Origin of the sequence: Paenibacillus taiwanensis DSM 18679 (assembly GCF_000425125.1) — a bacterium.
Classification (GTDB): Bacteria; Bacillota; Bacilli; order Paenibacillales; family Paenibacillaceae; genus Paenibacillus_B; species Paenibacillus_B taiwanensis.
Map to the genome: position 1 here is coordinate 353,242 of NZ_AULE01000024.1, position 17,721 is coordinate 370,962.

Annotated in this window: 21 protein-coding genes; 19 read left to right on the forward strand and 2 right to left on the reverse strand. The window is 38.8% G+C overall.

The features are described from left to right. The first annotated feature begins 7 nt into the window (after positions 1 to 7). The 4 genes from H509_RS0106255 (at position 8) to H509_RS0106275 (ending at position 2,993) form a co-directional block, all read left to right on the forward strand. On the forward strand, positions 8 to 658 hold the full coding sequence (locus tag H509_RS0106255) for a hypothetical protein (RefSeq protein ID WP_051286843.1): 651 nt from the start codon (positions 8 to 10) through the stop codon (positions 656 to 658). A gap of 350 nt (positions 659 to 1,008) precedes the next feature. Then, a complete protein-coding gene (locus H509_RS24445) occupies positions 1,009 to 1,362 on the forward strand; it encodes an acylphosphatase (protein WP_028544333.1) in 354 nt (117 codons plus the stop codon). 182 nt (positions 1,363 to 1,544) lie between these two features. Then, positions 1,545 to 1,958, forward strand: coding sequence for a hypothetical protein (locus tag H509_RS0106270; RefSeq protein ID WP_028544334.1), 414 nt, complete (start codon positions 1,545 to 1,547; stop codon positions 1,956 to 1,958). 111 nt (positions 1,959 to 2,069) lie between these two features. Continuing rightward, positions 2,070 to 2,993, forward strand: coding sequence for a DUF7638 domain-containing protein (locus tag H509_RS0106275; protein ID WP_028544335.1), 924 nt, complete (start codon positions 2,070 to 2,072; stop codon positions 2,991 to 2,993). A 157-nt stretch (positions 2,994 to 3,150) separates the two neighbouring features. On the opposite strand, the gene H509_RS0106280 is transcribed toward H509_RS0106275, so the two are convergent. Beyond that, on the reverse strand, positions 3,151 to 3,609 hold the full coding sequence (locus H509_RS0106280; protein WP_028544336.1) for an AraC family transcriptional regulator: 459 nt from the start codon (positions 3,607 to 3,609) through the stop codon (positions 3,151 to 3,153). Positions 3,610 to 3,954: 345 nt separating this feature from the next. Between H509_RS0106280 and H509_RS0106285 the strand changes: the two genes are divergently transcribed. The 4 genes from H509_RS0106285 to H509_RS27535 all read left to right on the forward strand — a co-directional run bounded on the left by H509_RS0106285 (position 3,955) and on the right by H509_RS27535 (position 6,016). Continuing rightward, positions 3,955 to 4,221 carry a hypothetical protein gene (locus tag H509_RS0106285; protein ID WP_028544337.1) on the forward strand — a complete coding sequence of 89 codons (267 nt, stop codon included), beginning with the start codon at positions 3,955 to 3,957 and terminating at the stop codon, positions 4,219 to 4,221. A 409-nt stretch (positions 4,222 to 4,630) separates the two neighbouring features. Further along, entirely contained in the window at positions 4,631 to 5,248 is a 618-nt protein-coding gene (locus H509_RS0106290) for a cyclase family protein (RefSeq protein WP_028544338.1), read from the forward strand. 65 nt (positions 5,249 to 5,313) lie between these two features. Continuing rightward, positions 5,314 to 5,760, forward strand: a complete 447-nt coding sequence (locus tag H509_RS24450) for an HIT family protein (protein WP_051286844.1) — start codon at positions 5,314 to 5,316, stop codon at positions 5,758 to 5,760. A gap of 82 nt (positions 5,761 to 5,842) precedes the next feature. Continuing rightward, entirely contained in the window at positions 5,843 to 6,016 is a 174-nt protein-coding gene (locus tag H509_RS27535; RefSeq protein WP_157277485.1) for a hypothetical protein, read from the forward strand. Positions 6,017 to 6,051: 35 nt separating this feature from the next. On the opposite strand, the gene H509_RS0106305 is transcribed toward H509_RS27535, so the two are convergent. Then, positions 6,052 to 6,579, reverse strand: coding sequence for a hypothetical protein (locus tag H509_RS0106305; protein WP_028544339.1), 528 nt, complete (start codon positions 6,577 to 6,579; stop codon positions 6,052 to 6,054). A gap of 487 nt (positions 6,580 to 7,066) precedes the next feature. Between H509_RS0106305 and H509_RS0106310 the strand changes: the two genes are divergently transcribed. The 11 genes from H509_RS0106310 to H509_RS0106365 all read left to right on the forward strand — a co-directional run bounded on the left by H509_RS0106310 (position 7,067) and on the right by H509_RS0106365 (position 17,500). Then, the gene (locus tag H509_RS0106310) at positions 7,067 to 7,768 is read left to right on the forward strand and encodes a GntR family transcriptional regulator (protein WP_028544340.1); all 702 of its coding nucleotides are present in this window, start codon (positions 7,067 to 7,069) and stop codon (positions 7,766 to 7,768) included. 129 nt (positions 7,769 to 7,897) lie between these two features. Beyond that, the gene (locus tag H509_RS0106315) at positions 7,898 to 8,890 is read left to right on the forward strand and encodes an ADP-ribosylglycohydrolase family protein (RefSeq protein WP_028544341.1); all 993 of its coding nucleotides are present in this window, start codon (positions 7,898 to 7,900) and stop codon (positions 8,888 to 8,890) included. A gap of 34 nt (positions 8,891 to 8,924) precedes the next feature. Continuing rightward, a complete protein-coding gene (locus H509_RS24455; RefSeq protein WP_036696370.1) occupies positions 8,925 to 10,286 on the forward strand; it encodes a purine-cytosine permease family protein in 1,362 nt (453 codons plus the stop codon). 13 nt (positions 10,287 to 10,299) lie between these two features. After that, a complete protein-coding gene (locus H509_RS0106325) occupies positions 10,300 to 11,214 on the forward strand; it encodes a PfkB family carbohydrate kinase (protein ID WP_028544342.1) in 915 nt (304 codons plus the stop codon). 447 nt (positions 11,215 to 11,661) lie between these two features. Continuing rightward, complete coding sequence (locus tag H509_RS27540) at positions 11,662 to 11,820, forward strand: hypothetical protein (RefSeq protein WP_157277487.1); 159 nt, start codon at positions 11,662 to 11,664, stop codon at positions 11,818 to 11,820. A gap of 465 nt (positions 11,821 to 12,285) precedes the next feature. Next, positions 12,286 to 12,978: a recombinase family protein gene (locus H509_RS0106340; RefSeq protein ID WP_036696375.1), complete on the forward strand. Its 693-nt coding sequence runs from the start codon at positions 12,286 to 12,288 to the stop codon at positions 12,976 to 12,978. Between the two features lie 12 nt (positions 12,979 to 12,990). Then, positions 12,991 to 13,311: a hypothetical protein gene (locus H509_RS0106345; RefSeq protein ID WP_028544345.1), complete on the forward strand. Its 321-nt coding sequence runs from the start codon at positions 12,991 to 12,993 to the stop codon at positions 13,309 to 13,311. 42 nt (positions 13,312 to 13,353) lie between these two features. Next, complete coding sequence (locus H509_RS0106350) at positions 13,354 to 13,557, forward strand: hypothetical protein (RefSeq protein ID WP_028544346.1); 204 nt, start codon at positions 13,354 to 13,356, stop codon at positions 13,555 to 13,557. A 207-nt stretch (positions 13,558 to 13,764) separates the two neighbouring features. Then, positions 13,765 to 15,003 (forward strand): ABC-three component system protein, encoded by a 1,239-nt coding sequence (locus tag H509_RS0106355; RefSeq protein WP_028544347.1) that lies wholly within the window; start codon positions 13,765 to 13,767, stop codon positions 15,001 to 15,003. Next, a complete protein-coding gene (locus H509_RS0106360; RefSeq protein WP_028544348.1) occupies positions 15,000 to 15,515 on the forward strand; it encodes an ABC-three component system middle component 4 in 516 nt (171 codons plus the stop codon). Before H509_RS0106355 ends, H509_RS0106360 begins: the two co-directional genes overlap by 4 nt. Beyond that, a complete protein-coding gene (locus H509_RS0106365) occupies positions 15,515 to 17,500 on the forward strand; it encodes a coiled-coil domain-containing protein (RefSeq protein ID WP_028544349.1) in 1,986 nt (661 codons plus the stop codon). The genes H509_RS0106360 and H509_RS0106365 overlap by 1 nt, the downstream gene beginning before the upstream one ends. The last annotated feature ends 221 nt before the right edge of the window (positions 17,501 to 17,721 follow it).

Sequence of the window (17,721 nt, forward strand, 5' to 3'; positions counted from 1 at the left end):
TTGAATCATGGAGGAAGAAATAAAGCAAATCAAAAATGAGCAATCGAATATTTTGTTTTATTACATGTTATCGATCGGATTGGTAGGCTCATTAACAATTTTACTTCAGAATATTTATCGTTGGACCCTTGTGGATACGTTCACGCCTTTTTTTGCACCGTTCGTTGAAAGTATTGGTTATGCCGTTTTTATAGTTTGCTCACTGATAGTTTTGGTGTACTTTGTAGCAAGTAAGCCATCCCGGAGAGCTAGAAACGGGATACCATTTTTAATAAATATCGTTTGTTTTATACTGGTACTTATCGTTCCTTTTACATCAATCACATTAAATCTTGATTATCGTAGCCATAAGGCGGAACGTGAAGAAGTCGTTCAATTGGTATTAGATGGTTTGTTGAAACCTAACGTATCTTACAATACAACATTAATCCATTTACCTGACAAATATAAGCAATTGTCCAAAGGCGGCGGTGAGATAGTTGTTGAAGGAAGGGGACAGGCCACTCAAATTCTGTTTTACACTTATCGTGGAGTCGTTGACAATTTTGCTGGATTTATATATACCGCTGATGGAAGAAAACCGGATGAAGCATCGTTTGGGGATTTTATTGAAGTAAAGAAGTTAGACAACAATTGGTATTGGATAAGCGCTACGTAGCAGTGGGTTTCAAATTACAATGAATTCATGCGTCGATGGACCAGCCGTCTCGGTAGGGGGTAAAGTGTTATATTTGAACGAATTAAATGATTTGAAAGGAGAAAACATTGTCAGGAAATACATTCACAATACCACGATATTTTCCCCATACCAAACTTTTTTAAAATATTAGAAAAGAAAAAAATGCTTAAACATATTCATGGTGTTGAATACAGAAGGATTGTTTAAAATGAATAATAAGCTTGCTAAAGCAGTGAAGTGGAATACATATACTTGTGTGTCGAATTTGAATTTAAGCTCTTTTGCAATGGAACTAACGGGTCGTTTGAAGGGGAAGGAGTCTGGGGAAAATGAGTGTTTTTAAGAAGCTAAGAAATGAATATGTAATGTGGCATGCAAATCGCGTTAAGCTTCCAACATTCACACCAGGCCATATAGTCAGAAAAAACGTAGCTTTTTCTGGGAAGGTGCAGAAGGTAGGTTTCCGCTTGGAAATATACTGTATTGCTCGCAGGATGAAATTAACTGGATGGGTGAGAAATTTAAAAGATGGTAGTGTGGAAGCTGAAATACAAGGGGAAGAGTCGCATATTGATTTTCTAGTCCATTGCATGCAATCATTAAAACGGGCATCAGTAAAGAACGTGATTATAATTGATGTGCCTATTAAAGAGGGAGAAGAGAGCTTTACAGTCGTGGAATAAATAATGAAAGTAGAAACGAGTAATGAAACGTACAAACAAGCATGTACATTTAAAATTGTAAACATACCCAGTGATACGGCTGTTGGTCCTAGTTAACTAAAACTCATGGCAGAGACAGTCGGATTGGAAAATACTAGAGCGTTAGGTGAAATGCAGAAAACGGATGTAGTGAGGTCAACAACATGGAGATAACACCAATAAAGACGAAGTACGGCTTACTAATAGGAAGAGATTGTATATTTTTAGATGATGTTAATTATAAGTACAATGAACGAAAAGTTGAAATGACTGGTGAAATTAGTGGAAGTTTAGCCAGTGAAGGTGAAGAGGACACTTGGATTAAGTTTGTCATGGTGTTTTCAAATATCTACTATTTTAAAATGATAGCGCTAGATTTAAGTTACGATCATTTTGATTTGGATTACAGTGAAGCTACATCATTTTTTGAAATGACGAATTCGAAGTTGTTAGAAAATGTATGGCTGACAATGGGGGCTCAAGCTAGACACTTTATTGTCCAAACTTACGATGATGTTTTTGAAATTGTTGCAGATCAGTATGAGATTACGTTTGGGCATATAAGTAGGGATGGATAAGCCCGTAAGATCAGGTGCTTATGCGCCTCTAAGCTAGCTCAAGTATATGAATACGGCACTAATAATAGAAATCCAAGCAAAATTTATTACTTAAAATAGGGTGTGAATAAGTTGCAGAAAATTCGAAGAACAAAAGAAGTAGAAGGCTTAACTGTACCAGGTATTATTAATAACGGGGGCTCCTATTTTTATATCCATGTTGATGTTTATGAAGATGGCATGTCAAACTGCTGGGAACTTGTTGATTTGAATGGTCTTAAAGATAAGCTAAGTTCCAGTTGGTTAAATCCATCCATTCCAGAAGGCGAAGACCTATCTATACACGCATTAGGGATGTATACAGTTCAAGCAGCGGATTGGATATTCGATCAGGATACATATTACGAACATATCAAAAACAAAATTAAAACACTTAACCCTAACTTTGAAAATATTTATGAAATCACAGCTTGGCAAAAACAGTTGACAGAGAAAAGAAGAATTCAGTATTCACCAAGTGCTATTAATTATTATGTTGTGCGTGAAATGTTTTATGAAACAATAGATGGAAATGAGTTCACCATCTTCATGAAATATGAAAGTGAAAATTATTTAGTAAATCTAGTTGTTTACAAGGATGGCTTAGTTATTTGTTATTTCCAAGGAAATGAACTAACTTTTAGATTAGAGGAGATTTCTGAGCTCTTTACCAATGGAACGTTCTTTACGAGCTTTGATGAGCCAACAAAAGTAATTATATCCGATTTAGGTGAAGTCACGTTTTCACAAGTCGTTTATTCCGCTGATGTTAAAGATAAATATATCGAGCTGATCGATATGCATAAGCAACTTAAAGGCGAGAAGACGTCTTTAGAAGAGTGCCGAGAAGCCTATTATCAATATTTAGAGGATCCAGATGAATATTACCGACAAAAGCTAAAAGAAAAATATGAACTTGTTCCAGAGCATGAAAGAATTTTCTTAGGTGATATGGATAGTAAAGATTGGGATTATCAGAGAATCATCTACAGTCCTGACGAGAAGCGTGAAGTTTAAGTGTCCCGAAGAAGGTAAGCATATCTGTTAATATTTTATCAACATTTTTGTACTGTAAAAGGGGCGTCTCTAAGTCGAGAAATCGACTTTGGAGACAGGCCCTACTTCATTTTCAGTGTTATACCGGGATGCAGTAAAAAGAGGTTAAGTTAACGAATTAAACTTTATCGGGTTTTATGGGTACACATATTTCGCAATAAGGGTTCGTAAACATATCGCCAATGTATCTTTCCAAAATGGGTTTGTTGTCCATTTTATAGCCATTGCGTTGTAGGGAAGGAAAAATATCGGCATATGCTTGTTGAATATCTTGTGCTGTATGCTTCACTTCATAAATAAGGTAATGTCCACTAGGGAGTTCACCTTCACATATTGATTCATCTACTTGATAATCCTTTGAAATCACAATACAAGCATCAAATCTACAGTTATCAGGCAGTGTTGTCTCCGGATTATCTTGTGGAATTGCAAGTAAGATTGCTGAATTGAGCAGATTTTTCTCCGTAGCCCATAGTTTTAAGTTCTCCATTACCTCAATATTTGCAGGACCGTATGGACCAACTCCTCGCATATAAGCAATACGATAGTTAGGAAGTGTTTCAATTTTGAACTTCATCGTTTTTCTTCCCTTCTTCATTGATATTTGTTTGTTACGATTCGAATGTAACACGCTTTAAAAATATATACATATTTATTTATAAAAATTTATGGAAAAATTTCAAAATAATATTGTTATACTAAAAAATTAACATTGAATTATAACAAATACTGAGACGAAGAAAAGCTATTCGCTGACACCCGCTTTTAGGTAACGACTAAAGGAATCCAGTCCCCTTGACTAATCCAGTTCTCTACAGAAGAATGTTGTTTTATTTTTTAACACGCTCACCTTTATTAAAAAAATGCATATGATGCAGCTAAGGCAATTCACTTTTTTCTATGATTGTAAGGAGGATATGAAATGAGTGGAAAAGAAAAAAATTCAAAACAATCCTCTGACTCACAGGATATTCAGATCGCAAGACTTGCTTTCATTGGGGCCTCTATTGCTACATTAGGAGATGGTATATCAGCAATTGCTGCTGGTCTTGCATTAGAAGCTTTAGAAAAAGCAAGTAACCAAGATTATCAAAATTTGGATGAACAATCAAAGCAGTCGGACACCATGCAAAAGCAGATAGACTATATAATAAATGAGTTAAAACAAATCAAAAGGATGATGAAATAAATTGTTTTCCTAAGTCACATCAAGAGAGCGTAAAATATGAGGTGTAAATAGTTAAGAGCAAAAAGGAAGACCTTTTCTTGTAAAATTAAACTACCAGTACACAATTCAAAGAAAAGAGGTCTTCCCTATGAAGTAGGTTACAATTTCTAGCTCCACGCTTCCGGAAAAGTGATCTTATGTATTTTAATGAAGAGACCGCCGTACATAACAATGTTGTTTCGATTATTTTGGGAAAAGCCCTGTAGTTCATCCAGTGTATTACGATAAAATGGGATTATGCTAACCCTTTCTGCAAGATGAAGTCCGTCGAAACCGGCGCGTTCGCTCTTTTAAGCCACCTGGGTCGTAAACAGAAGAACGATATTGGCAATTTGCGTCATGATTAACAAAAAATTATGGGGGACGTGCAATGAAGCTTATAGATTTAACCCATCCTATTCAGAATTATGTCCCTGTATATCCAGGCGACAGTGAGATGGAGTTAGTGCAAACTAAATATTTGTCAAGTGATGGTTATTGTAATCACCAGTTAACGATTAATATGCACACGGGCACACATATAGATGGTCCCATGCATTTAATTGAATCAGAACTATATTTGAGTGACTTTCCATTGGATTCATTTGTGGGAACAGGAACATTACTAAATGTATCTGGAATGAGTCAGATCGAGTATAAAGATGAGTATGAATATTTGATCAGTGAAGGGACAATGTTAATTCTGTATACGGGATACAGTAATTACTTCGGCCAGGAAAAGTATTTTAAAGAGCATCCGATTCTAACTCAACAATTTGCTGAATTAGTGGTCCGCAAGAAGATAAGACTTATCGGCCTTGACACACCATCTCCAGATCGGTTCCCATTTGAAATTCATAAATATTTATTTGATAACCGAGTGCTTATTGCCGAAAATCTCACAAACGTTGAGCGCTTATTGGATGTTAATTCGTTTGAGATCATAGCGCTGCCATTACTTGTAAAGGCAGATTCATCGGTTGCTCGTATTATTGCGCGTGTAAAATAAACATGACTACAGGAAAATACAGTATATTTTCCCTTACGAGGCAGATACAAAAGATTTTAAACTGCATGATCCGTAATGATCCCCAGCAAAGACAGGTGATTATCTTGAATTGTCTAGGTTGTAGAATAGCAAATCATATAGAACCCAACGTACAAGTTGTATATGAAAATGAATTTGTCACGTGTGTACTCGATTGCGCTCCTTTTAATGAGGGCCATATCTTAATTTTACCGAAGGTCCATTATGATGATCTTGATCAGATAAGTAGGCAGACGCTAGCAGCAATAATGGATGCATCGGTCCTCATGTCAAGCAAGCTGAAGTTAGTTTTTAACCCGGATGGAATAACAATTTGTCAAAATGGCGGGGTGTTTAACGACCTGAGCCACTATCACATGCATGTAATTCCTCGGCATAAAGGTGATGGATTCGGTTGGTCGGAACCGCTTATTGCTCATCATGCGGAGACAAGACTACAAGAAACTAGAGAACGGATAGCGAGGACGTTCTAAGAAAGCTGCGAGATCCATTTTTTAGATTTCAGGAGAAGATACGGTTGCATTCGTATGGATATACGACCGCCTCATACGGGGGATGGCTTTTCGGGATGGGGCGCTAATAAGCTACAGTCAGGAGTTGGGGGCGCTGCTGATCATTATTGGTGCTGTGTCCTTACTAATTGGATTACTGGTACTTCGGGAGGCCGGGAAAGCGGATCTCAGCCGGGAAACACTTCTAAATCCGCACGTTTCGCCGAGTGGCAGTTAATTAAATATGGAAGGAGTGTAGTTTTAATCAAGCACTCAAATGCTAACTCCATCCACATACCATGTGTCAGAACTAGTGATTTTTGTTTTCATCCCAATTACAACGTAAGAACCATTAGCTTTTTCCCAATACACCAAAGCTTGTGACTTATCTGGACTTACAAGTAAGGCGGACATTTTATCGCCTACCTCAAGATTTTTTCTTCTCTCCTCACTATAAAAAGCCTCTAGGAAAGAAGATTGTTCTTTTTTAGAGAAAGAAGTAATTAACTCTTCTTCAAAGTTAAGTAAATTTAAAAACGTCCATGTTGTAACATCTTGGTCTGTACTGATATCGTTACTGTTAATCAATGCTTTGACTTTTTCACTTTTTTGTATAATTTCCCGTCCTTTATTCCATGATTGGGTTAAACGTTCTTCTACTATTTTGGCTTCATCCTGGTGTTCGGAACTTACTGTTGGAAAAAGAGAAAAGAGAGCACCACTGGCGTATACGCTAGTACCCGTTATTAAAATGAAAGTGGCTAATCCAATGACGATTAATTTTTTATTGTTTCTTTTCATTACTAGCACCCCTATTATATATTCATCCTCAAATGATTAATTCTAATCTTAATTCCATGATATTCTGTATGGGAAAAAATTCATATAATCCTATAGGCACAATGCCATCAATTCATACAATTTAATGGCTTGCGAGCTAATGGGAGCAACGGAACCCCATCCCCGTTAAAGACCAAACGACCACAGGATTTTAGAGTGATCCATTCTTTTTAGACCCCTTTATACTTGGACAGTACATCTTGCTACAGCCAAAAACAAAAAGAAATGAAGAAAATAGCTTTATAAAAAACCGAAATAATGAAGCTTGATAATGAGGCTATTGCAAAAAGATAAAGATACTGATATATTGTAATCAACTCATACGTATGAGCTGAAAATGAGTTCGTATATCATATTATGTAAGCGCTAAATCACTATAAGCAGTAGGCATGTCAGATCTGTTCCGTGACCTGATTCCTTTTTCGTGGTTGCGTTTAAGGAGGCAAATATGCTTAACAAACATGACAGTGTTCCGCTGTATGTTCAACTGCAGAACCTGATTCGAAGTGATATCATCGGCGGGAAGTACAAGGAAGGAGAGACGATTCCTTCCGAGACGGAAATGATGAAGCTGTATGAGGTCACGCGGACCACGATCCGCAAAGCGATTGACGGTCTTGTGGATGAAGCGCTTTTGGTAAAGAGGCACGGTAAGGGCACGATCGTGTGCCTGCGGGAAATGAAGCATAACATCTGGAACTTTAGCGGATTTACGGAATATGCGCGAAAAAAGAATGAGATTCCCGTTTCGCGTGTTCTGAAGAAGGAGATCGTTAACCTGGACGGGGAATCTTTTATGAATCTGGTGCGGCTTCGCGGAACCCGCAGGGAGACGACCATCAAGTGGTTGACACTAGACACGTCCTATGTCCCCTTGAATCTTTTTCCGGGTATTGAACAATATGACTTCTCCGAGCATTCCCTGTATCAGATCATGAATCAACGTTACAATATTTATCCGCAGAATGCCTCGCTCGGTATTCATCCTATTAACAGCAGTAAGCGGACCAGGCAGCTGTTCGAATATGAGGGTGATTTCCCGCTGATCATGACCAAAGGCAGTGTGCTGGATGAGAATGGAACCGAGGTGGAAAAGGTAGAAGTTATTTATGGTCCGAACGTGGAGTTTAAAGTTGTGACGCAAATCTAATGCCGAGTGATCTCGGCTTCATTTTAAGGAGAACTCATACGTACAACCGTATGTGTAAGGGAAAAGAGTAACGAAGGAGAAGTTTGGAATCCTAGCACTGCCGTATTTAAATAGATAGGAGAGTTTATCATGAAAAATAAAATTCTTGGCTTATTATATGGAATGGCCATTGGCGATGCCATGGGGATGCCTTCGGAGCTGTGGGGTAGAAACAAGGTAAAGTCGTACTTTGGAACAATTACGGATTTTCTTGACGGTCCGAAGGAAAATGATGTGGCGTGCAACTTTACCCGCGGCCAATTTACAGATGACACTTCGCAAGCGCTTCTGATTCTTGATGCACTTATTGAAAGCGAATTCATACCAGATACGACTGTGATTGGACGGCACTTGTTGGAATGGGCAGACAGGCTGAATGCTTTTGACAACAATATTCTTGGGCCAAGCTCCAAAGCTGCGTTACTGGCGCTGAAGGAAGGCAAGGATGCTGCTGAGTTCACTTCCAAGGCGGAAACGAACGGTGCCGCGATGCGTATTGCGCCTGTTGGTGGATTATTCCTTCCCGAAGAGTATCAGAAACTGTCCAAATATGTGTTCGACATCAGTAAAGTGACGCATTCTACTGACGTGGCTGTGGGGGGAGCTTCAATGGTTGCCGCAGCAGTGGGAGCAGCTATTGTCGACAAGTCATGGGTGGATATTATGGCGGATGCCGTCTCAGCTTATCAGGAAGCGAAGAAATACGGCGCGGAGACTTACAGTGCCTCTCTTTCGGCCCGGTTGAAGATCGCTTTGGAATACGCTGATCTATTTGAAGGTCAAGACGAGAAATTTTTGCAGACCATCTATGATGTCATTGGTAGTGGTGTCATAACAAGTGAATCCGTCCCGGCTGCGCTCGCTATTGCTTATTATGCGAAGGAACCACAGCGATGTAGCCTGTTGTGTGCGAATCTGGGCGGTGACACAGATACCATCGGAGCGATGGCGACCGCTATCTGCGGCGCCAAAACGGGAGCGGAGGCCATTAATCCTGCCTGGAGAGCATTGATTGACGAAGCTAACAGTGTAGATTTGGCCCATTATGCCGATCACATTCTTGCGTTCAGAGCACAGCACTAACTCACTGAAGCTTAATTTTAGGGGGAATATGGAAATGTCCAATTCGAATTCTGAACTGTTTATCTCGCGTGCAGAAAGAACCGGTAGTCCAAAGGAACTGTTTTTTATCTGGTTTGCTGGTAATATTGGCATTCTGGGTGTTGTATACGGTGCATTAATTGTCAGCTATCAACTGAGCTTCATTCAGTCGGTGCTGGTGGCTGCAGCAGGCGCATTGTCTTTTGCGCTTGTGGGTTATCTAAGCCTGTCAGGACTAAAGTCCGGGGGAACAACCTTTGTGTTGTCCAGAGCAGTCTTTGGTGTAAAGGGTAACTACATTCCCAACCTGCTCGGCTGGCTCAGTCTAATAGGCTGGCTAGCAGTGAACGTTATTACAGGTACACTGACCCTAATGTCTCTGTTTGGACTGTTTGGTATGGAGCAATCGGCGGTACTTACGGTTATTAGCCTTGCGTTGTTTGTACTGCTGATTCTGACTTCGAATCTGTTTGGGCAAAATGTTCTTGTTAAAGTACAAACTTTCTTCACCTATGTGTTTGGGGCATTGACCTTCCTGATCCTGGTGATTCTCATTCCCCAAACGGATTGGACGGTATTGTTTCGTATGAGCAACGGCGACTGGCTGAACGGATTTTTGCCGGCACTTTCCATCATCATTGCGGGAACGGGTATCAGCTGGTCTATTGCCGCTGCTGATTACAGCGCTTACCAGAATCCAACCAATTCCGGGAAAAAGGTATTCTTCAGTGTGACGATCGGTGCCTTCATTCCGCTGTTCTTCATTATGGGCGTGGGGATTCTCCTCAGCACTTCGGTGCCGGATCTCGTATCCGCTTCCAATCCGATTCAGGCCATTGGCAATGCACTGCCTAAATGGATGACGGTGGTGTACTTCATTACAGCGATCGGCGGCCTGATTCCACAGTGCATCATCAGTCTGAAATCGGCTCGTGTAAACATGGAGACCTTGAACATCAAGGTCAGCGATAAAGTGGCGATCTCTATTCACGCACTAATTATGATACTGATTCCAGTCTATGTACTGTTTATTTCAGAGGATTTCCTCATGAATTTCCAGTTATTCCTCGGTCTCCTCGGCATCGGCCTAGCGGCCTGGGCCGCGACCTTTATGTTCGACTATGTGCTTCAGCGCAGCAAAACGGGCTATGACGCAGGATTGCTGGGAAATGCTACTGGCAAAGGTTTTAATTACAATGGTGTGACTAGCTGGATTATTGGTGTAATTGTAGGTTTCCTGTTCACCAATTCTTCGTTCTTTAGCGGCCCATTTGCGACAGGAATCTTTAAGGATAATAGTCTCGGTGTGCTGCTCGCTTTTGTGGCGAGTGCGGTGACAACGATTATATTGAATCAGTTGAACGGCAAGTCAAAGTAAGGAGGGGTATCACATGAATGAAAATTTCCTTGAGCGTGTAAATTCAGATAAAAGCCGTAAAATTCTCGTTATAGGCGCGGCAGTGGTCGATGTCATCATCCAGCTTGATAAGCTGCCGAAAACGGCCGAGGATGTTATGGCTGAGCACAAAGAAACCGTGGTGGGCGGCTGCGCTTACAATGTATCTAACATTCTGAACCAGCTGAATGTCAACTACAACCTGTTTGCTCCGGTGGGAAAAGGAAGCTACGGCGATATCGTCAAAGCCCAGCTGCAAAAAGACGGTGTGCCCGTGCTGCTGGAGGACGTTTCCGGTGATAACGGCTGGAATCTGTCGATCGTGGAGCGCGACGGAGAGCGGACTTTCATTACCATTCCGGGGATTGAAATACGATGGGATGCCAGTTGGTTCGAAACATTGGATCTTGACAGTTATGATTATTTCTACGTCAGCGGCTACGAACTAGAAGGAACGTCGGGTCCTGTCATCCTGGACGCACTAAGCCGCCGCAAATCGGCTGGAAAGATTGTTTTTGATCCGGGTCCGCGTGGAGAATTTTTGGAAACGTCTATATTGGAGAGAATCTTCAGCATGGGTACGATCGTACATGCCAACAAGTCCGAGATCAAGGCGATCATGCGGGAAAATGATGCAAAGGAAGCAGCCGCCAAGCTGGTTCGGCGGACTGGCGAGGCTGTTATTGTTACTTTGGGCGGAGAAGGCACCCTATACTGCTCACCAGATGAAGAGGGGATCGCCCCGACGGAGCCAGTGAAGGTCGTCGATACGATTGGTGCAGGTGATGCCCACACAGGCGCTTTTATTGCAGGACTGGCAAGAGGGTATTCTCTCCAACACGCCTGTGTGCTCGGGAATGTCATTGCTGGCAAAGTGGTGCAGCAACAGGGAGGAAAGTTACAATTATAAAACAGATTGTGGCGCTCAGTTGGTGAGATAGAGGGCGGTAATAAGAAGGGAACCTTGAGGCTCTAATAGGCGTCAGGGTTCCCTTTGTTCTATTATAGGGGCATTTTTCCGTTAATCGGAGCCCTTAAGAGTTTGAAAAATCTTTTCCAACTGGAGATAACCGCCGAGTCACTTGTACCGGGAGTAGGTTGTAACCTGGCTAAAGAAGAACCTTTGGAGAATCGGTAGGAATTGGGGCAGTCTATCATAAAGAATTCAGGACAACTTTATTTAAATCAAGCTTTATTAGCCTGTAGTGTAGAAATTCACTATGGGCTATGTTTTGTCTTTTAAATGAAGATACATAGCAAAATAGTTACTATACTAAACGGAAGAAACGGTGTACGAGGGTCAAGCATGTTGATAAGATCGACTCAATAGAAATACCAAATTATAGGGATTAAAGCGATGGCAAATAAGAATAGAGTTTCAGGTAGAATTAGCTGTGGAAGTAATCAGGTTAAACAGGAAGGTGAACAAACGATGCCAGAACAGTTTCAAAGTGAAAATGAGCAGACAAGTATTGAGGCAGAAGAAATTCAAGCTCATGAAGAGACGGGGAAATAACAAACTCAAACAAGGAGAGCGAGTCTCGATTAAGGAAGTATCAACTCCAACTAAGGTAGTTAATGAGAATCTAGAGGAAAAGTCGATTATTCAGGAAGAACAGGAGATCATCCCTGAACAAAGGGGATGGCATACATCCACAAGAAAGTACGTCACATTAGGAAGCAATATTAAATGGAGCGAATACACAAGAGTTGCAGCCAGAACTAGACGATAGCAAAGAAGAATGGCCACTTTCCATTGAAGATATTGTAAAGCCGGGAAAATTCGGAGTAACGAACAGCCAAATGATTCCGGATGGCTCAGTCGAAAAGCTGAGGATGCTTCGCTCCATATACCTGTATTCCTTCGAGAATTCGCTAATGTATCTGAAAAAGTCGGAACGGGAATTCATTCAAAATAATTTGAAATAGAACAAGTCGGAGCATGGATTGGTCATGTGCTCCGGCTTGTTTTTATGTGGTCATGGATATTGACCGTTTAGGGCGTGGAGAAAACAAGGATTGGGCACTCATTAAAGATACATTCTTAAACTCAGAAACGGTCATTATCACACCAAACAAGATATACGATCTAGAAATAGACAATGACGATGTATCATTTGATTTCATGTCTATTTTTGCCCGAATAGAGTACAAAACGATTAAGCGAAGAATGAAGCAGGGGAAAGAGGCAGGAGCCAAGAAAGGCATGTGGACAAACGGAAAGCCACCGTTTCCATACTATTATGATAAGAACACAAGGTCGGTACTGGTGGATGAAACGAAGCGTCCGATTTACCGAGCGATTGTTGAGAAATATCTTAATGGAACAAACTTGGGACATATCGCCATTTGGTTGACGGATAACAAGATACCCACGCCATACAATATTAAGCCGGATGGAAAGAAGAAGGGCTGGTCAAATATTACGGTTCAACGGTTGCTGGCAAGTGAAATCCATTTGGGTTACATTACTTATGGAAAAACCCGTTCCAAACGTGGTCAGGTGGAGCTTGTACCCGAAGAAGAGCGGATTAAAGTCATGGGAACACATGAAAAGCTGAAAACCCCGGAAGAACATGAAGTCATTATGGAGCGGCTGCTTAAGAATCGCATGCTGAACCCCAGTTCAAGGCGTAACATTTTTCCTTTGTCAGGGTTGCTGTATTGTGAGTAATGCGGTTCTCGGATGAGATTTAGAGTAGGTGAGAACAAGAAGCAGGGACAGCATTGGAGTGCATTGTGCTATCACCAATACAAAGACGGCAGCAAATGTGAACAGCGTGGCAAAGTAATGGATGCCGATTTTTTCAAGGCTCTGTATGATCGGATTATTCATGTAGACCCGAATATTTTACGGGAGATTGAATTGCATGGAAGTAGGTACAATGATACACAGGTCATTATCGAGGTCAAAGAGCAGGAACTGAAAAAGCAGAAGCGGGCATTGGACAAGCTGCATGAATCTTATGAAGAAGACATGATAACGAAGCAAGTGTTTTTAGAGTGAAAGGCTGTTCGATCAAGGCAGATACAGAAGCTGGAGGAAGAGTTGAAGGATTTGCGAAAGGTAGTAGTAGATGAAGGGAATTATCCGACTGTGGAGCAGATATATGAACGGATAGGTGAGTTTAGGGAGTTTTGGAGCGCTGCGGTGACAAGTGAAGAGAAGAATCGGGCGTTGAAGAAGTTAGTGGAGCGGATTATTTATGATAGGGAAGGGAATCAGGTGGAGTTGACGGTTTGTTATAGGTAGTATGCTATGTTTTTATAAAGCGACAATCCTTATGTGAATTTGACATAAGGATTGTTTTTATTTCCATATTTATTATTCTGATGACAACATATGACAGTAATCGACAATTGTATTCGGTTATACTAAACATAGGTCTAAAGATTTAGAGAGGGAAATAATACGTATTTCTTTCTATTATATCTCCAACATATTAGGTGAGGGTCGAATATGAGCGCTATAGAATTTATTCAGAAAAATCAAAATAGGAATCTTGTTTTGTTTGTTCATGGGTTTACTGGAAGTAATGAGACGTGGATTAATGATCTTGGACAAGAATTTCCCAAAATGCTGCTTGAAGATAATCAAATAGCAGATAATTACGATTTTGCTTATATTACTTATTATACAACACTAGTTGATATGTACGGTTTTAAGGTAAAAACAAATTTTCTTAAGAGAATGTTTAACCTTGAGACTGAATTAGCTAGGAAGAACTTAGGGATTAATCAATTAGGAGAATTTATTCAATCAGTGATTCAATTCAACTGCGATTGTTATGAGAATATAATCATTATTGCCCATAGTATGGGAGGACTTGTTACTAAATCATTTATTTTAAATGAAATCAATAAAGATGTCCCCTCGAATAAAGTTAAATTGTTTCTTTCATTAGCCGTACCACATAATGGTACTGAATGGGGAAAACTAGGCGAAAAATTATTTAGTAATGTGCAGGCAATTGATCTAAAACCCCTAAGCCCAGTTCTTTCACAAATAAATCAGAATTGGGTTCATTGTAAAACATTACCTCGAACGATATGTTTTTATGGACAATATGATGAAATAGTTGATGAGGGTAGCGCGATACTTTTTCAAGCTGAGAAACCAGAAACGGTGCCGTGTGATGACAATCATAACACTATTACTCGTCCAAAAGATAAGAGTAGGCATGTTTATGTAGCTATTCAATCAATTCTCCGGAAATTTGCAGAAGAAATTTCATTAGGAGAACCATTTCAAGTTAGGCCTTTTATCGATCAAGGGCAACTAGACGATGAGATATTTGTTTTAAGGCTTCTCATTGCAGACGTTCATAATATTCATATTAATAGCGCAAAACAAACTTTCTTTAATGCAGAATATATGAGGAAAGTTTTGGTGAATCAAGGAGAACATGCAATAGCTACTCTAGCAGATTTATATTCAAGAATAGAAACATTCTATTCTATTGCATTCGGTAAGTTAATGAGCGGTGATTTAAACAATAGTAATCATTTGGTTACATATGTCCACGAACACCTTAGTAAAGAAACGGATTTTCTAAAAAGTACGATTCCTTTACTTGGAGGCTTTCAGAAAATGGGGATGCTTCATCAGCTAATGAATATGATGGAAAAAGATTTGTGGTGGGCTCAACAGCAAAATATTCAATCAATAGAACAATTTAGAAAGGCTAGAGGGATATGAAGACACTACCATTTATTGTTCCCGAGAATGAGTCGAACGTAAGATTAGCAAGATTGTTGATCCTTATTCAATCTTTAGGTGTAAGTAAAAAGGGAAAATTACTGTTAAGCATAGAAAAATTAGCCACATATGATTACTTAGTAAGAAATCCAGTTTTACTCCAAAAGCTTCTTGAGACTGAAGATCAAGGGAAATTGATGGATTTACAAGAAAAAGAAGTTGATTCGATTGAATCGCTCTTTCCCAATAGGGCCTCTTTATATGATTATAGTACTATTAAAAAAATAACATACTCTTTAATTTATAATGAATACATTTCTGTTGAACATAATAAAGAAGGACATATCTTTTATTTTGCTACTGAACTGGGTAGAGAGTTTGTTGAGCAATTAGAGTCAATATATTTTAACCGAATTAAAGAGCTCAGCAAGGTACTTATCCCTTTACAAAAATTCTCAGCCTCTCAATTACAAAAAACATTAAAATCGATTAATTATGGAGTGGTATCATAATGAAAAAAAATAAGTCTCCTCGATTAATATTAAAAAAACTTATACTTGTAGGTAGAGAAAAAAATTACATTGTTCCATTTACTGTAGGATTAAATATTATTTATGGAGATTCAGATACAGGTAAATCTAGCATTCTTAATATAATAGATTACCTTCTTGGTGCAAGCGAGGTTTTCTTATATGATGAGATAGAAATTCACGGTAAATATGGATTATTGGAATTGGAATTGAATAATGATACATATACAATTAAAAGGGATATTTTTAATCCGAAGTCTCATATAGAGGTGTACCATTCAAGTGTTGATAAAATGGAGGATGTTTTCCCAAAAGAATATGGATCAAGTTTTGTAAAGGAAGGTCCAGCTGGTTATTTTTCAGATTTTATGTTAGAAGCGTTGAACATCTCATTAGTGAAACTAAAACAAGCCCCTTCAAAAGCAGACTCGAAAATGACTTCATTAAGTTTTCGCGATATTTTTAAATTTTGTTTTTTAGATCAAGACGATGTAGGGAATAAAGACATCTTAGACCAAAAAAATCCTGTTGTTTTCGTGAAAAATAAAGAGACTTTTAAATTTCTGCATAATCTATTGGATAGTCAAATTACTGAATTACAAGAGGATATTGCAGAAAAGACTAGAATTAAAAATGGGATTATCCAACAATTCACTATTGTATCATCTTTCTTAAGAGAAGCTCGTCTTGAAACCACTGAATCCTTAGAAGGAAAATCACAAAAATTATCCGAGGAATTGAAATTACTTGATAATGAAATATTACAGCTAACACATAATATGAAATCAAATTCGGATCATGATAATGAACTTAGAGAGATTATTGTTACTAAACAGAGTCTTCTCGATAGTCTAACATTAAATAAGATGTATAAAGAAACACAACTTGATCAGAATTTACGTTTAAAGAGGGATTATCAACAAGACATTGATAAATTATTGGCTTCTGTTGAGGTGATAAAGAAGCTCCCAAATCATGAAGGTCATCATGTTAATTGTCCTGTTTGTGACAATGAAATGCAGGCATCTAAATTTAATGAACTATTTAGTCAGTATGATTCTAGTTCCATAGAATTGGAAGTTAAAAGTTTGAAAAATCGTTTTAAAGAAGTTTCCCTATTGATCGATAGAGATAGAGGGAGTATCTTGGATATAATTGAAGAAATAACTTCAATTAGTACTGAAATTAAAAAAGCAAAGGATATGTTGGATTTAAAAACCCGTGAATTTGTTTCACCATTTCTGTCACAACGAGATGTACTTAACACAAGGAGAGGTGAGATAAACGAGGAAATTAAACGTACTGATTATTTGCTGAAGCTGAGAAATCAATTAAATGAATTAACAAAAAAAACTGATGTATTAACCGAACAAATTTCACAATTAAATGTTAGAATGATAACTCTTGTTGAAGGGGCACCATCTGTCGATGGTGTTTTGGAAAGTATTGCGGATTGGTTAAATGAATTCCTAACTTTTATACCAATACGCAACCCGTATGGAATAAAAATTAGTGATAAAACATTCTTGCCAGTCGTTAGAGATAGAGACTACTCAAAACTAACTTCTGGAGGCTTGAGAACATTAGTATCTATAGGGTACTTATTCAGTTTGCTGCGGAATAGTTTGGATACAGACACCAATTTCCCTAGTCTGGTTATGATTGATACTGTAGGTAAATATATTGGGAAAACTAAAGCTAAGTATTTGGAGAATACTAGCCAATCAGAAGATAATTTAGAAGGCATTAATGATCCTAAAAAATATAAAAATATATATAGCTACTTAAGTTCATTAAGCGATGAGTTAATTGGGAACTATGATTTCCAGGTGATTGTGGTAGATAATGACCTACCTGACTCAATGGAATCTCAATTGGATAAATATATTGTTAAGAAGTTTAGTGTCGACGAAAGAGATGGCTTTGAGATTGGTTTTATAAATAATGCTACTCCTAGATTAGTTTAGTAGTTAAAAATAAAATTGTTATTTATCTTGATTTATGCGAGAGCGTAAAATATCTTGTGTAAATAGATAAATAGCAAAAAGGAAGACCTTTTCTTGTAGAATTAAGTCACCACAACACAATTCACAGAAAAGAGGTCTTCCCTATGAATCATTTTACATCAGATTTAGTCCAAGCTCTAGTCGCCAAGCAAGATGTGACTGAAGTTTTTCGTTCTCATCTA

Excerpts from the sequence above, each read along its gene's own strand:
- H509_RS0106255 (WP_051286843.1), top strand. The coding sequence starts at position 8 with ATGGAGGAAGAAATAAAGCAAATCAAAAATGAGCAATCGAATATTTTG.
- H509_RS24445 (WP_028544333.1), top strand. The coding sequence starts at position 1,009 with ATGAGTGTTTTTAAGAAGCTAAGAAATGAATATGTAATGTGGCATGCA.
- H509_RS0106270 (WP_028544334.1), top strand. The coding sequence starts at position 1,545 with ATGGAGATAACACCAATAAAGACGAAGTACGGCTTACTAATAGGAAGA.
- H509_RS0106280 (WP_028544336.1), bottom strand. The coding sequence starts at position 3,609 with ATGAAGTTCAAAATTGAAACACTTCCTAACTATCGTATTGCTTATATG.
- H509_RS0106285 (WP_028544337.1), top strand. The coding sequence starts at position 3,955 with ATGAGTGGAAAAGAAAAAAATTCAAAACAATCCTCTGACTCACAGGAT.
- H509_RS0106290 (WP_028544338.1), top strand. The coding sequence starts at position 4,631 with ATGAAGCTTATAGATTTAACCCATCCTATTCAGAATTATGTCCCTGTA.
- H509_RS24450 (WP_051286844.1), top strand. The coding sequence starts at position 5,314 with ATGATCCGTAATGATCCCCAGCAAAGACAGGTGATTATCTTGAATTGT.
- H509_RS27535 (WP_157277485.1), top strand. The coding sequence starts at position 5,843 with ATGGCTTTTCGGGATGGGGCGCTAATAAGCTACAGTCAGGAGTTGGGG.
- H509_RS0106305 (WP_028544339.1), bottom strand. The coding sequence starts at position 6,579 with ATGAAAAGAAACAATAAAAAATTAATCGTCATTGGATTAGCCACTTTC.
- H509_RS0106310 (WP_028544340.1), top strand. The coding sequence starts at position 7,067 with ATGCTTAACAAACATGACAGTGTTCCGCTGTATGTTCAACTGCAGAAC.
- H509_RS0106315 (WP_028544341.1), top strand. The coding sequence starts at position 7,898 with ATGAAAAATAAAATTCTTGGCTTATTATATGGAATGGCCATTGGCGAT.
- H509_RS24455 (WP_036696370.1), top strand. The coding sequence starts at position 8,925 with ATGTCCAATTCGAATTCTGAACTGTTTATCTCGCGTGCAGAAAGAACC.
- H509_RS0106325 (WP_028544342.1), top strand. The coding sequence starts at position 10,300 with ATGAATGAAAATTTCCTTGAGCGTGTAAATTCAGATAAAAGCCGTAAA.
- H509_RS27540 (WP_157277487.1), top strand. The coding sequence starts at position 11,662 with ATGGCAAATAAGAATAGAGTTTCAGGTAGAATTAGCTGTGGAAGTAAT.
- H509_RS0106340 (WP_036696375.1), top strand. The coding sequence starts at position 12,286 with ATGGATATTGACCGTTTAGGGCGTGGAGAAAACAAGGATTGGGCACTC.
- H509_RS0106345 (WP_028544345.1), top strand. The coding sequence starts at position 12,991 with ATGAGATTTAGAGTAGGTGAGAACAAGAAGCAGGGACAGCATTGGAGT.
- H509_RS0106355 (WP_028544347.1), top strand. The coding sequence starts at position 13,765 with ATGAGCGCTATAGAATTTATTCAGAAAAATCAAAATAGGAATCTTGTT.
- H509_RS0106360 (WP_028544348.1), top strand. The coding sequence starts at position 15,000 with ATGAAGACACTACCATTTATTGTTCCCGAGAATGAGTCGAACGTAAGA.
- H509_RS0106365 (WP_028544349.1), top strand. The coding sequence starts at position 15,515 with ATGAAAAAAAATAAGTCTCCTCGATTAATATTAAAAAAACTTATACTT.